General features: G+C 65.2%; 10 protein-coding genes. 5 read left to right on the top strand and 5 right to left on the bottom strand.

Annotated elements, in window-relative coordinates; translation table 11 throughout:
• Nucleotide 1: 1 nt before the first annotated feature.
• From RPC_RS00050 to RPC_RS00030, 5 genes are all read left to right on the top strand, one after another.
• Nucleotides 2-2,209 (top strand): heavy metal translocating P-type ATPase, encoded by a 2,208-nt coding sequence (locus RPC_RS00050; protein WP_011470496.1) that lies wholly within the window; start codon nucleotides 2-4, stop codon nucleotides 2,207-2,209.
• Nucleotides 2,200-2,379: a cbb3-type cytochrome oxidase assembly protein CcoS gene (ccoS, locus tag RPC_RS00045; protein WP_011470495.1), complete on the top strand. Its 180-nt coding sequence runs from the start codon at nucleotides 2,200-2,202 to the stop codon at nucleotides 2,377-2,379. The genes RPC_RS00050 and ccoS overlap by 10 nt, the downstream gene beginning before the upstream one ends.
• Before the next feature lie 480 nt (nucleotides 2,380-2,859).
• Nucleotides 2,860-3,084, top strand: a complete 225-nt coding sequence (locus RPC_RS00040; RefSeq protein WP_041801205.1) for a hypothetical protein — start codon at nucleotides 2,860-2,862, stop codon at nucleotides 3,082-3,084.
• A gap of 211 nt (nucleotides 3,085-3,295) precedes the next feature.
• Nucleotides 3,296-3,805 (top strand): Lrp/AsnC family transcriptional regulator, encoded by a 510-nt coding sequence (locus RPC_RS00035; protein ID WP_011470494.1) that lies wholly within the window; start codon nucleotides 3,296-3,298, stop codon nucleotides 3,803-3,805.
• A 264-nt stretch (nucleotides 3,806-4,069) separates the two neighbouring features.
• On the top strand, nucleotides 4,070-4,690 hold the full coding sequence (locus RPC_RS00030) for a Uma2 family endonuclease (protein WP_011470493.1): 621 nt from the start codon (nucleotides 4,070-4,072) through the stop codon (nucleotides 4,688-4,690).
• Nucleotides 4,691-4,721: 31 nt separating this feature from the next.
• On the opposite strand, the gene gyrB is transcribed toward RPC_RS00030, so the two are convergent.
• The 5 genes from gyrB to dnaA form a co-directional block, all read right to left on the bottom strand.
• A complete protein-coding gene (gene gyrB, locus RPC_RS00025) occupies nucleotides 4,722-7,163 on the bottom strand; it encodes a DNA topoisomerase (ATP-hydrolyzing) subunit B (RefSeq protein WP_011470492.1) in 2,442 nt (813 codons plus the stop codon).
• A 251-nt stretch (nucleotides 7,164-7,414) separates the two neighbouring features.
• Entirely contained in the window at nucleotides 7,415-8,659 is a 1,245-nt protein-coding gene (locus RPC_RS00020; RefSeq protein WP_011470491.1) for a hypothetical protein, read from the bottom strand.
• Between the two features lie 198 nt (nucleotides 8,660-8,857).
• The gene (gene recF / locus RPC_RS00015) at nucleotides 8,858-9,997 is read right to left on the bottom strand and encodes a DNA replication/repair protein RecF (RefSeq protein ID WP_011470490.1); all 1,140 of its coding nucleotides are present in this window, start codon (nucleotides 9,995-9,997) and stop codon (nucleotides 8,858-8,860) included.
• A gap of 174 nt (nucleotides 9,998-10,171) precedes the next feature.
• Entirely contained in the window at nucleotides 10,172-11,290 is a 1,119-nt protein-coding gene (gene dnaN / locus RPC_RS00010) for a DNA polymerase III subunit beta (protein WP_011470489.1), read from the bottom strand.
• A 295-nt stretch (nucleotides 11,291-11,585) separates the two neighbouring features.
• Nucleotides 11,586-13,007: a chromosomal replication initiator protein DnaA gene (dnaA, locus tag RPC_RS00005; protein ID WP_011470488.1), complete on the bottom strand. Its 1,422-nt coding sequence runs from the start codon at nucleotides 13,005-13,007 to the stop codon at nucleotides 11,586-11,588.
• Between the last annotated feature and the right edge of the window lie 757 nt (nucleotides 13,008-13,764).

Below are 13,764 nucleotides of genomic sequence, written 5' to 3'. Positions count from 1 at the left end.
CATGACCACCACGCTGCTGACGCGTGATTTTTCGCACTACGTCAAAGACGTCGATGCGGAGATCGCCCACCTCGACCTCGCGGTCGAAGGCGTCAGCTGTGCCGGCTGCATGGCCAAGATCGAACGCGGGCTGTCGGCGATGCCCGACGTCACCCGGGCCCGCGTCAACCTCACCGATCGACGTCTCGCCATCGAGTGGAAGAAGGGCGCGCTCGATCCGTCGCAATTCATCGATCGCTTGGCCGAGCTTGGCTACAAAGCCTATCCGTTCGAGCCGGTGCGCGCCGAACTCGACGAGGCCGACCGCTCGAAATTCCTGCTGACTTGCCTCGGCGTCGCGGCGTTCGCCGCGATGAACGTGATGATGCTGTCGGTGGCGGTGTGGGCCGGCTCGGACATGACGCAGGACACCCGCGATTTCTTCCACTGGCTGTCGGCGCTGGTGGTGCTGCCCTGCGCCGCCTATGCGGGCCAGCCGTTCTTCACCTCGGCATTCCGGGCGTTGCGCGCGCGCAGCGTCAACATGGATGTGCCGATCTGCATCGGCGTCACGCTGGCGCTGGCGATGTCGGTGGTCGAGACCATCAACCACGCCGAGCACGCTTACTTCGACGCAGCGATCATGCTGCTGACCTTCCTGTTGGCCGGACGGTTCCTCGACCAGAAGATGCGGCAGCGCACCCGCGCCGTCGCCGGCAACCTCGCCGCGCTGAAGGCCGAGACCGCGACCAAATTCTTCGGCGCCGATGAAATCCGCGAGGTGCCGATCGCCGCGATCGAGCCCGGCGATATCGTGTTGCTGCGGCCGGGGCAGCGCTGCTCGGTCGACGGCCAAGTCATCGAAGGCCGCTCTGAACTGGACCAGAGCCTGATCACCGGCGAAACCCTGCACGCCCAGGCAGAGCGCGGTACCCAGGTTTACGCCGGTACGTTGAACATCTCCGGCACCCTGCGGGTCCGGGTGGCGGCGGCGGCCGAAGGCACGTTACTGTCCGAAATCTCCCGGCTGCTGGAAAACGCGCTGCAGGCGCGCTCGCACTATGTCAGGCTTGCCGACCGCGCCTCGCGGCTCTACGCGCCGCTGGTCCATGCCGCGGCGCTGTTGACTATGCTGGGCTGGGTGGCGTGGGGCGCCTCTTGGCACGACGCAATCGTCACTGCGATCGCGGTCTTGATCATCACCTGCCCCTGCGCGCTCGGGCTGGCGATCCCGGCGGTGCAGACGGTCGCAGCCGGCGCCATGTTCCGCGCCGGCGTGCTGTTGAATTCCGGCGATTCGATTGAACGCGTCGCGGGCATCGATACCATCGTGTTCGACAAGACCGGCACGCTGACCTTGCCGGAGCTCGACGTCGTCAACGCGGCCAGCGTACCCGACGAGGTGTTCAGCCTCGCCGGCCAGTTGGCGCTGGCCAGCCATCATCCGGTGGCGGCGGCGGTCGCCCGCGCCGTCGGCGCCAAATCGCCGCTCGCCGAGGTGGTGGAAGAGCCCGGGCAGGGCGTGCGCGGCTTCGTCGGCGGCCAAGAGCTCCGGCTCGGCAGCCCGGCCTATTGCCATGCCGAAGCGCTTGCCAATGAAATCCTCAGCCAGGATCCGGAAGTTTCGGTGGTGGCGTTCAGTCGCGGCAGCTCCGAACACTACGTCTTCGCGGTCCGGCAGCGGCTGCGGCCGGATGCGGTGTCGGTGATCGCCGCGCTGCAGAAGCAGGGCATCGCCATCGAGATGCTGTCCGGCGATCGCGAGCCGGCGGTGCGCCACGCCGCCGACACGCTCGGCATCAGCATCTGGCAGGCCGGCGTCAAGCCCGCCGACAAGATTGCGCATATCGAAGCGCTGAAGCAGCAGGGCCGCAAGGTGATGATGGTCGGCGACGGCATGAACGACGCGCCGTCGCTCGCCGCGGCCTCGGTGTCGATGTCGCCGATCAGCGCCACCCATCTCAGCCAGGCCACCGCCGACCTGGTGTTCCTCGGCAAGGAACTTGCGCCGGTGCTGGCCGCGGTGGACTATTCGCGCAAGGCGATGAGCCTGATGCGGCAGAATCTGGCGCTGGCGATCGGCTACAACGTGCTCGCCGTGCCGATCGCGATCGCCGGACTGACCACGCCGCTGATTGCTGCGATCGCGATGTCGGGATCGTCGGTGCTGGTGATGCTGAACGCGATTCGCGCGCGTCACGCCGGCCGGAGAGACTCGCTATGGAAGTAATGGTGTTTTTGGTGCCGCTGGCGCTGTGCCTCGGCCTGGTCGGCCTGATCGGCTTTCTGTGGTCGCTGCGCAGCGGTCAATACGAGGATCTCGATGGCGCGGCGTGGCGGGCGATTTTCGACGACGAGCCGCCGCAGCCGCCCGCTCCGGTCGTGCCGCACAAGGAGTAGTCCGGACCGGCTTCGCGCCGGTCGCGCGGTCGGGTGTTTTGCGAGTGGGTGTTTCGGGCTGAAATTGCGGTCGGGATGCGCAGCAGGTGATTTCGTAATTCGGCGTTCGCTACGACTAATTATGTCGCGCCGTGGGCCGGCTGCGGAATGATCAGCTTATTTTTCAGGCCGTGTTGACTTCATAGGCGAGATCGGACGAAATCCGCACATCCGGTCGATCGATGAGCCGCTCAGGCGGGTGTGCGGTCGGACAGAAACGATCATGCCCGTGGATGTGTCTCACGGGCGCCGGTCGGATGGGGATCTGCGATGTCGTTGCGACGAAGGATTTCAGCGCTGCTGTCGCGTGTTGTCACCGCCATCGGTGAAGCGCGCTGGCCGAGCTGTTGTTGTTGAAGCCGCCGCTTCGACCGCCTCACCGCTTTCCATCTGCTACGAACCAGAAAGGCGCCGGCCTCTGAGCCCGGCGACGGGTTTGTCATGTCCAGTGCATTCATCATCGAAGTTCGATCGCGCGCCGCCGGCATTGTGGTCCGCGACGGCCGTTACTTCCGCTTTCACGCCGCCACCCACGACTTCAACGATCTCGACGGCCGAGGCTTCCGTTCGCCGAGCGCCGCCCACAAGGCGGCGCTGCGTCATGCCTCGGCGCTCGACACAAGGCGCGGCCGGCCCGCGATCGGCGACCGGCGCATCGCCAGCTGACAAATAGCCGGCGATGCCGCGCATTGCTCACTGCCGCAACCGGCCGGACGTCCCGCGTCCGCGCGGCTGCGCGCGGCCGCGTTGGGCGGGCTCCCGCCCGCGATCGCAGCTTTGCTGGCCTTTCCAATCCATCGGCGCAAAATAGGCTTGCGAGAAATAATCTCCCAAGTATGATGCCAGTTGCCCGTGAATTTAGAAGAAAGTTCTACCTATGGCCGAACTCGCGCTGCCGCCGGTTGAATCGCATCGCCGGATCGATGCCATTGACCGCAAGATTCTGACCGTGTTGCAGCAGGATGCGTCGCTCTCGGTGGCCGAGATCGGTGACCGCGTCGGGCTTTCGTCGACGCCGTGCTGGAAGCGGATCCAGCGGCTGGAGAGCGACGGCGTCATCATGCGACGGGTGGCGTTGGTCGATCAGAACAAGATCGGGCTTGGGCTGTCGGTGTTCGTGTCGATCGAAAGCGGCGATCACTCCGACGCCTGGCTGAAGAAATTCGCCGACGCGGTCAGCGCGATGCCGGAGGTGATCGAGTTTTACCGGATGGCCGGCGACGTCGACTACATGCTGCGCGTCGTGGTCGCCGATATGCGCGCCTACGACGTGTTCTACAAGAAGCTGATCAGCGCGGTGGCGCTGAAGAACGTCACCTCGCGCTTTGCGATGGAGAAGATCAAGTCGGTCACCGCGCTACCGGTGCCGGCGCTGGAAGTGGCGTAGCCGCCGGCGACGCTTCGGCGCGGCCGGTCGGCTGTCGTGTCCGGCGGCGGCTCTGACTCGCCTATGTGCAGTTGATCCATGGAACAGAGCGAACCGGGAATCTCGCAACACGAGCGGATTCTCCTCTGCTCGGCGGCGAGATTCCGTGTTCGCTCGCAGTTCACGCTGCTCGTGTCCGGTATAACAGCGTCTCAGGCGCGCGGACCGAACCCCCACAAAGGCTCCGAGTTGTCGTCAATCGGGATGGATGGTATCTAACGAGCCATGCGGCCGTCTCACATTCCCAAGATTGCGCCGGAAGCGTTCTTCGCCTGGATCGCCGGGCAGGAAGGGCGATACGAACTCGTCGATGGCGAGGTCGTCATGATGGCCGGCGCCGGACGCAGGCACGATCATATCGTCGTCAATCTCATCACCGCGCTCAACCTGCAAACCCGTGGCGGCCGGTGTCAGACCTTCACCGGCGACACCTACGTCGCGACGTCGCCAGCGACCCGGCGAATGCCCGATCTCGGCGTCGATTGCGGCACGGCGGATGATGCCTCGCTGGTCGCCGACCAGCCATCGCTGGTGGTCGAGGTTTTGTCTCCCACGACCGGGGGCATCGACGTGACGATCAAGCTTGCGGAATATCAGTCGCTTCCGACGCTTGACTACATTCTGTTGGTGGACACCGCCAGTCCGAAAGTGCATTTTCATTATCGCGCCCAGGACCGGATCTGGACGGCCATTGTCGTTGAAGGGCTGGACGCCGCGATCCGTCTCGACCGATTGGAGGTCCGGCTGGAGTTGCGAGACATCTACGCGGGGTTGGAGTTTCGACCTAAGCCGAAACTCGTCGAGCCTGCCTCCGAAGCCTACGAACCAGGCGGGTCTGATCCGTAGTGATCGAGCGATCGGGTTCGGCAGCCGCCGCCTACACGTCGACGTTGGCGCTGAGCGAGTTGTCCTGGATGAACTCGCGGCGCGGCTCGACCACGTCGCCCATCAGCTTGGTGAAGATGTCGTCGGCCTCGTCGACCTCGCGCACCTTCACCTGCAACAAGGAGCGCGCATTGGTGTCGAGCGTGGTGTGCCAGAGCTGCTCCGGGTTCATCTCGCCGAGGCCTTTGTAGCGCTGCAGCGCCACGCCCTTGCGGCCGGCGTCGGTCACCGCCTCGAACAGACTGACCGGGCCGTGGATCGGGGTCTCGGTATCCTTGCGGCGCAAGATCCCCGGCCGCGGATAGGCCTCCTGCAGATTGACGGCGTATTCGTCGAGCTTGCGGGCATCGGCGGAGGACAACAGCGCGGCGTCGATCATCGCCACGTCTTTCACACCGCGCACGGTGCGTTCAAAGGAAAAACCTTCGCCTTCGACGAAGCGGCCGACCCAGCCGCGCTCGACCTCGTCGGCGAGCGCATCGAGCCGCCGCGCGATATAGGCCGCGGCCTCGTTGGCGGTGGCGAGATCGGCGGTGACGCGCGGGTTGAGCACGCCGGCGATCGCCGCTTGTTCGACCACGCTACGATTGTAGCGGCTGTGCAGATTGTGCAGCGTGCCGCGGATCTGCCGGGCATCCTCCACCAGCGCCAACAGGTCGCGGCTGCTGCGGTCTTCGCCCGACGCCAGCTTGAACACACAGTCGTCGAGCCCGGTCTCGATCAGGTAGTCTTCCAACGCGCGCTCGTCTTTGAGATATTGCTCGGACTTGCCGCGCGTCACCTTGTAGAGCGGCGGCTGCGCGATGTAGAGGAAACCGCCCTCGATCAAGGACGGCATCTGCCGGAAAAAGAACGTCAGCAACAGCGTGCGGATATGCGCGCCGTCAACGTCGGCGTCGGTCATCAGAATGATCTTGTGATAGCGTAGCTTGGAGATGTCGAAATCGTCGCGGCCGATGCCGGTGCCCAATGCTGTGATCAGCGTGCCGATCTGCTCGGAGCCGAGCATCTTGTCGAACCGGGCGCGCTCGACGTTGAGGATCTTGCCGCGCAGCGGCAGCACCGCCTGGAATTCGCGATTGCGGCCCTGCTTGGCGCTGCCGCCTGCGGAGTCGCCCTCGACGATGAACAGTTCGGACTTTGCCGGATCGCGTTCCTGGCAGTCGGCGAGTTTTCCCGGCAACGAGGCGATATCCAGCGCGCCCTTGCGCCTGGTGAGTTCGCGGGCTTTTCGCGCGGCTTCGCGTGCGGCGCCGGCTTCGATCACCTTGCCGACGATGATCTTGGCCTCGGCGGGGTGTTCCTCGAACCACGCGGCGAGCGCCTCGTTCAAGACGTTCTCGACCACCGGCCGAACCTCGGAGGAGACCAGCTTGTCCTTGGTCTGCGAGGAGAATTTCGGATCCGGCACTTTCACCGACAGCACTGCGGTGAGGCCCTCGCGGCAATCGTCGCCGGTCAGCGCGATCTTTTCCTTCTTGGCGATGACGTCCGCATAGCCGTTGACCTGGCGGGTCAGCGCGCCGCGGAAGCCGGCCAGATGGGTGCCGCCGTCGCGCTGCGGGATGTTGTTGGTGAAGCACAGCACGTTCTCATGATAGCTGTCGTTCCACCACAGCGCCGCCTCGACGCCGATGCCGTTCAGTTCCGCCGCGATCATGATCGGCGCGGGCACCATCGCTTTCTTGTTGCGATCGAGATATTTGACGAATTCCTCGACGCCGCCGCGATACATCATCTCCTCGCGCTTTTCGACCGGGTGGCGCAGGTCGGACAGCACGATGGTGACGCCGGAATTCAGGAACGCGAGCTCGCGCAGCCGATGCTCCAGCGTGGCGAAGTCATATTCGATATGGGTGAAGGTTTCCGGCGAGGCCAGGAACGTCACCTCGGTGCCGCGCTTGCCGTTGGAATCGCCGACCACCACCAGCGGCGCCACCGCGTCGCCATGGGCGAATTCGATGAAGTGCTCCTTGCCGTCGCGCCAGACCCGCAGCTGCAGCTTGCTGGACAGCGCGTTGACCACCGAGACGCCGACGCCGTGCAGACCGCCGGAGACCTTGTAGGAATTCTGATCGAATTTTCCGCCGGCGTGCAGCTGGGTCATGATGACCTCGGCCGCCGAAATGCCTTCGCCCTTGTGGATGCCGACCGGGATGCCGCGGCCGTCGTCGCGCACCGTCACCGAGCCGTCGGCGTTCAGCACCACCTCGACCGCGGTGGCGTGGCCGGCCAGCGCCTCGTCGATGGCGTTGTCGACCACCTCATAGACCATGTGGTGCAGGCCGGAGCCGTCATCGGTGTCGCCGATATACATGCCGGGCCGCTTGCGCACCGCGTCGAGACCCTTCAGCACCCGGATCGATTCCGCGCCATATTCGACGGGAGCAGAGGCTTCGGGTTCGGCAATCGGCTGCCGGGCGGGTTCTGTCATGAGGGGCCTTTGGGATGCGTCGAATCAACGCGAAAACTTCGTCTTAACCGCGCCTTTGTGCCACGAAAGAGGGTCTACGCCTAGCGCAAAGTCGCAGGCAACAAGTTATTGAATAAATGGGATTTTTTGCGGGTTTTTCAAGACCCGGACGGGCCGTTTTGGAACCCTGGAAACAGCGCTGTGCGCGGGTTTAAAAGCGGCCTTGGCCGGCCCGCGAGGCGCGCCGCCGCGGCGCCGTTCGCGTTACGATTTTACGCGCTGACGTTCAGCGTCGAATGGTCGGCAAAGCTCAGCTTCGCCGACCCATTGCCGGCGAGATCGAGCACGATCGAATCCTCGGAACCCTTGAAACTGATCACCGCGGTGCCGTCCTTGCGCGTCACGGTGACGTCGGATTGCGAATAGCCGCTGATGGCCAGCGTCAGGTCGCGGCCGGAGCGAATCGTGTCGTGGCCGTCGCCCTGGCCGAACGCCACGGTGGCGGCCCAACCGTCGATCTGGATCGAATCGTCGCCACGGCCGCCGGTGATGGTGGAAAAGCCGCCGGCGGTGATGACGTCGTTGCCGGCGCCGGCGTCGATGGTGGAGTGGTTGGAGGTGCTGATGACGTCGTTGCCGGCGCCAGCGTCGATGGTGGAGTGGTCGTAGGTGCTGATGACGTCGTTGCCGGATCCGGTGGCGACGGTGGAATGGTTGTAGGTGCTGACCCTGTTGTTGCCGTCGCCGGCATTCACGGTGGACCAGCCATAGGTGCTGATAACGTCGTCGCCGGCGCCGGTCGCAACGGTGGAATGGCTGTAGGTGCTGACCGTGTTGTTGCCGCCGCCGGCGTTCACGGTGGACCAGCCATAGGTGCTGATAACGTCGTCGCCGGCACCGGTGGCGACGGTGGAATGGTTGTAGGTGCTGACCGTGTTGTTGCCGTCGCCGGCGTTCACGGTTGACCAGCCATAGGTGTTGATGACGTCATTGCCGGCGCCGGTCGAGACGGTGGAATGATCGTAGGTGCTGACCCGGTTGTCGCCGCCGCCGGCGTCGATGGTGGCGTAGCCGTAGCTATCGATCGCGTCGTTGCCTGCCCCGGTACTGATCGTGGCATAGTCGTAGGTTGAGATCGTGTTGTTGCCGTCGCCGGCATTGATGGTGGCGTAGCGCGCGGCTTCGATGACGTCGTCGCCGGACCCGGTGGTGATCGTGGCGTAGTCGCCGGGGCCGCTCGGGGCGCCGACCGACGACGTGCCGTGCCGGAGCGCGTTGATCTGCGCCAACAGCTGCGCCACGACGGCTTGCTCGGCGCTGGCACGTGCCAATAAGCGGCGGGCGTAGCTCGATATTTCGATCCTGGTCGCCGGGTTGGCTGCGGCTTTCGACGAAGCTGCGTCGTTGGCCGGGCCGTCCGACGCGCCGCTGCCGGCCTTCTGCCGCGCCGGTTGGTCCGCCGCCTGGCTTTGGATGGAGCTATTGCCGGCGCTGCTGTTCGAGGAGGCGATGTACATCGGAAGCGTCCACCATCACGGGGGCTAAAACGGCTGCCGCATGGTTCGCCTAACATGGTGAAGACATTGTAAATGCTGCGGCATCGCCTTCGCGACATTTTGTCATGCATCGCTGGTATCAATGGTATCGGGTAGCACTTGGCGTGCGCGTCGGGATGCCGCGGTCGAAGTAGCAGGATCGGGCGATCGGACGATGCGCTAACCGCCGTGCGGCGCGATGCGGCCGTTATCGACCTCGAACAGCTCGCCGCCTTCGCCGAGATCGACGAACGCCGCGGGGTCGGCGCCGGTCATCCAGACCTGCGCGCCGAGTCGCGCCAATTCGCCGAACAGCGCCTTGCGGCGAGACGGATCGAGATGCGCCACCACCTCGTCGAGTAGCAACAGCGGCGTGATGCCGGTCATCTCGGCGACCAGGTAAGCGTGCGCCAGCACCAGGCCGATCAGCAGCGCCTTCTGTTCGCCGGTGGAGGCGTCCCGCGCCGGCATGTTCTTCGGCGTGTAGATCACCCGCAGATCGGTGAGATGCGGACCGTCCAAGGTGCGTCCGGCGGCGGCGTCGCGCGCGCGGTTGTCGCGCAATGAGGTGCGATAGCGGTCTTCCACCGCGGTGGCGGGCTCGGAACGAAGCGCGTTTTCCATCCAGCCGTCGAGCGCGATGGTCGCCGACGGAAACGCCGAGTCGGCGCTGCGTTGCGCCAGGGCCGCGGCGAGCCGGGTCACGGTCTCGCCGCGCATTGCCGCCACCGCGACCGCGAGTTCGGCGGTTTCGCGCTCGATCGCATCCAGCCAGTGGCTATCGTGGCTGCGCTGCTCCAGCAGCCGGTTGCGCGAACGCAGGCTGCGGTCGAGTGCGGAAACGCGCGAGGAATGCTGGCTGTCGATCGCCAGCACCAGCCGGTCGAAGAACCGCCGCCGCTCGGAGGCCGCGCCGAGAAACAGCCCGTCCATCGCCGGCGTCAGCCACACCATCCGCAGATGATCGCCGAACGCCGCCGCCGAGCCGACATTCTCGCGGTCGATCCGGCAGCGCCTTGTGGTCGCGGCGGCCTCGGTGCGCGGATCGATGCCGGTGCCGAGCGTGGCGAGGCCGAGCGCGCCTTCGACTTCGGCGGAGACCGCCCAGGAGCCATCGCCATGGTTGTCGGCGATGTCGTCGAGCGTGGCGCGGCGCAAGCCGCGGCCCGGCGACAACAGCGAGATCGCCTCCAGGCAATTGGTCTTGCCAGCGCCGTTCGGCCCCACCAGCACCACGACGTCGCCGCGCACCGTCACGCTCGCCGCGCGATAATTGCGGAAATGCGTCAGCGTCAGGCGATGGATCTTTGAGACGGTCATTGGCAGGTCTTGGACTTTGTCAAAGTCGTTGCAATGAGCCGCGGCAGTTTCTGCTGTCACCCTGCGCGACAGCGGAGGGCCCAGTATTGCAGAGCGACAGTACCGGAGCGAAACGCTCTGCAATACCGAGTCGCCCGGTCAAGCCGGGCGATGACCGCCTATTGTATGGCAGGCTTACACCCGCATCGGCATCAGCACGTAGAGCGCGCCCTTGGCGTCGCGGTCCTGCACCAGCGTCGGCGAGCCGGGATCGGCGAGCTTCAGCACCGCGACTTCGCCTTCGATCTGGGCGGCGATGTCCAAAAGGTAGCGCGAGTTGAAACCGATATCGAGCGCGTCGGAGGCGTATTCGACCTCGAGCTCTTCGGTGGCGCTGCCGGAATCCGGATTGGTCACCGACAACACCAGCTTGCCCGCACTCAAGGCCAGCTTCACCGCGCGGCCGCGTTCTGAAGAGATGGTCGAGACGCGGTCCACCGCGGCCTCAAAGTCCTTCTTGTCGACGACCAGTTCCTTGTCGTTGTTCTGCGGGATCACCCGGCCGTAATCCGGGAAGGTGCCGTCGATCAATTTCGAGGTCAGCACCACGTCGCCGAGCGTGAAGCGGATCTTGCCGACCGACAATTCGATGCCGACGGCGGCCTCGGTGTCCTCGATCAAGCGCTGCACTTCGCCCACCGTCTTGCGCGGCACGATCACCCCGGGCATGCCGGCGGCGCCCGAGGGCAGCGGCAGGTCGACCTGCGCCAAACGATGGCCATCGGTGGCGACCGCGCGCAGCGTCGCCGCCGCAGCGGTGCCGGCGCCGTGCAGATAAATGCCGTTGAGGTAGTAGCGGGTCTCTTCGGTGGAGATCGCGAACTGGGTGCGATCGATCAGCCGTTTGACGTCGGCGGCGGTGAGCGTGAAGGAATGCGTCATCTCGCCGGCGGCGAGATCGGGGAAGTCGTTTTCCGGCAGGGTCTGCAGCGTAAAGCGCGAGCGCCCGGCGCGAATCGCCAGTACGGCGCGCTCGCCGTCGCTTTCCAGCACGATCTGCGAGCCGTCCGGCAGCTTGCGGACGATGTCGTAGAACATGTGCGCCGGCACCGTGGTGGAGCCGCCGGTTGCGGTCTCCGCCGGCAGGGTTTCGGTGACCTCGAGGTCGAGGTCGGTCGCCTTCAGCGACAGCCGGCCCTTTTCGGCGCGCAGCAGCACGTTGCCGAGGATCGGAATCGTGTTTCGCCGCTCGACTACGCGATGGACGTGGCCCAGCGATTTCAACAGTTGCGCGCGTTCGACGGTGACCTTCATTGCAAAACCCGCCCGATCCAGATCCACATCATGTTTGGACATGTGATGGAAAGCCCGACCGCCCGGAGGGGGCGTCGTGGCGATTGACACCGAAGGCGCAAGCAAAGGGATTTCGCTCACGCCTGCGGGGGATCGCAAGGTGACGTGGTTGCGCGCCAAGTGCAAGAGTGAGCAGGCGGGGTCCCCACGTTTTGCCGATCCGGCGGCGCGCCGCCACAACGCGGCCGCAGTCGCGCGGGCCGCGGCGCCGACCGCGGCGTCGGTGCCGCTGTTGCCGAGGGCGCCTCCCTTGAGGTTATTCCTGGAGCTGGCGCTTCAGCAGTTCCACCTCGTCGGACAACGCCGTATCCTTGGCGACCAGCCCTTCGATCTTGCGAACCGCGTGCAACACCGTGGTGTGGTCGCGGCCGCCGAACCTGCGGCCGATCTCCGGCAGCGAGCGTAGCGTCAGCGTCTTGGCCAGATACATCGCCACCTGGCGCGGCCGCACCACATTGGCGGTGCGGCGGGATGACAGCAAGTCGGAGCGGCTGACATTGTATTGCCGTGCCACCACGCGCTGAATGTCTTCGATCTTGATCCGCTTCGGCTCCTGCGGACGGACCAGGTCGCGGATTTCCCGCTCGGCCATTTCCAGCGTCACCGGCTGGGCGTTCAGCTTGGAGTGCGCCAAAAGGCGATTGATCGCGCCTTCGAGGTCGCGGCCGTTGTGGGTGATGGTGCGGGCGAGATATTCCAACACCGGTAGCGGCACGTCGAAGCTCGCGTGATGCGCGCGGGCCGCGGTGACCCGCGATTTCAGGATACCGAGCCGCAGATCCTCGCCGAGCGAGGCCATTTCGACGACGAGGCCGCCGGCGAGCCGCGAGCGCACCCGCTCGTCGAGGCTCTCCAGGTCCGACGGCGGCCGATCGGCGGCGATCACCACCTGGCGGCCGGCATCGATCAGCGCGTTCAGGGTGTGGCAGAACTCCGCCTGCGTGGTCTTGCCTTGCAGGAACTGCAGATCGTCGATCACCAGCACGTCGATGCCGCGCAGCGCTTCCTTGAAGGCCAGCGCGGTCTGCGATTTCAGCGCCGCGACGAAGCCGTACATGAATTTCTCGGCGGTGAGATACAGCACCTTGCGTTCGGTGCCGGAATTGCCGGCCCAGGTCACCGCCTGCAGCAGATGGGTTTTGCCGAGACCAACGCCGGAGTGAATGTAGAGCGGATTGAACATCACCGGATCGCCGCGGCGGCCTTCCGCGACCTGTCTTGCTGCGGCATGCGCCAGCGTGTTGGAGCGGCCGATCACGAAGCTGCCGAAGGTCAGCCGCGGATCGAGCGGCGAGCCGCCGAGCGCTTCATGTGTGGCGGACACCGGCGCGATCGCTGTGGCGCGCAGCTCGGGTGCCGGGCGGCCATCGTCGCGGCGCGGCTCGGCGTGCGCCGGCGCGTCCTTGGCGGGCGCGGCACAGCGCATCGCGGTGCGCACGGTGAGGTCGACGCGATGCACCTGCGGCATCTCGGCCTGCCAGCAGCTCAGCACGCGATCGGAATAATGCGTCTGGATCCAGCTCTTCAGGAATCGCGTCGGGACCGACAGGTGCACGCTTTCGGGCTGCACGCTTTCCAGATCCATCCGGGCGAACCAGCTCGAGTAAACGTCTTCACCGACGCTTGAGCGCAAGCGGCCCTTAACCCGTGACCAGCGATCCTGTTCGATGTTTGTCATTTGATCGGCGACTTTTCAGAAAGAGGAATGTTCCGGGATGATGGCGCGGGCGAGCCGCAAGGCGGCCATCGCCGCGCGCCAAAAGCGCCCTTCGGCCAGAGATCGACCGCTCGGCGGAGTGCCGCTGGCAGCCATCAAGTGCAGGAAGGGTGTGTCGCTCGTTTAGAAAGGACTGAGCGGTCCGCCCGGGGAAATGGTGGGGGGGCGTGCGCAATGCGCGTCGTCGAAGAAAACCGCGGCCGTCAATGAGTCCGGAACGGTCAATGAGCCTCGATCAAATGAAGCAGCCAGTTCGTTGCGCATAAAGCCTCCCCCTCTCGCCGCGCACCGCGCGGCAAGCTGTCGTCTTACCAACTCAAAATTCTAGCCCGCGACGGACCACTTTCGTTCAGGAGCACAGCGCGCTCCCGTCCTTACGCTTTCGGCTCGATCGGCTGCGGAGGGCCGCTGCGTCTTTCCCGGTGGCGAACTGTTCGGTTGAGAACACTTCGTTCGAGAATTTCGGCATAGGTCAACCGTCCTCACATTGCTATGAGTTGCAATCCGTCCTTCGCTTGGAAAGCGTCGCTAACCCGCATACCGCCGCCGATTTGCGTGTCCGCCCCAGGTTCTCAAACCGCGCTGATCTGAAGAGCCGTGGGCGTCGCGAACGGGTTAAGAAATACACGACGTCCGGTTTCCCGCAACGGAATTGATTGTTGCTACACGGCGCCAAAATCGGCTTTGCGCCCGCTAAAACCTTCGTCAAATTTTAACC

Source organism: Rhodopseudomonas palustris BisB18 (genome assembly GCF_000013745.1).
Taxonomy (GTDB): Bacteria; Pseudomonadota; Alphaproteobacteria; order Rhizobiales; family Xanthobacteraceae; genus Rhodopseudomonas_A; species Rhodopseudomonas_A palustris_F.
This window is presented reverse-complemented; position numbering and strand designations above follow the sequence as displayed.

Excerpts from the sequence above, each read along its gene's own strand:
- RPC_RS00050 (WP_011470496.1), top strand. The coding sequence starts at position 2 with ATGACCACCACGCTGCTGACGCGTGATTTTTCGCACTACGTCAAAGAC.
- ccoS (WP_011470495.1), top strand. The coding sequence starts at position 2,200 with ATGGAAGTAATGGTGTTTTTGGTGCCGCTGGCGCTGTGCCTCGGCCTG.
- RPC_RS00040 (WP_041801205.1), top strand. The coding sequence starts at position 2,860 with ATGTCCAGTGCATTCATCATCGAAGTTCGATCGCGCGCCGCCGGCATT.
- RPC_RS00035 (WP_011470494.1), top strand. The coding sequence starts at position 3,296 with ATGGCCGAACTCGCGCTGCCGCCGGTTGAATCGCATCGCCGGATCGAT.
- RPC_RS00030 (WP_011470493.1), top strand. The coding sequence starts at position 4,070 with ATGCGGCCGTCTCACATTCCCAAGATTGCGCCGGAAGCGTTCTTCGCC.
- gyrB (WP_011470492.1), bottom strand. The coding sequence starts at position 7,163 with ATGACAGAACCCGCCCGGCAGCCGATTGCCGAACCCGAAGCCTCTGCT.
- RPC_RS00020 (WP_011470491.1), bottom strand. The coding sequence starts at position 8,659 with ATGTACATCGCCTCCTCGAACAGCAGCGCCGGCAATAGCTCCATCCAA.
- recF (WP_011470490.1), bottom strand. The coding sequence starts at position 9,997 with ATGACCGTCTCAAAGATCCATCGCCTGACGCTGACGCATTTCCGCAAT.
- dnaN (WP_011470489.1), bottom strand. The coding sequence starts at position 11,290 with ATGAAGGTCACCGTCGAACGCGCGCAACTGTTGAAATCGCTGGGCCAC.
- dnaA (WP_011470488.1), bottom strand. The coding sequence starts at position 13,007 with ATGACAAACATCGAACAGGATCGCTGGTCACGGGTTAAGGGCCGCTTG.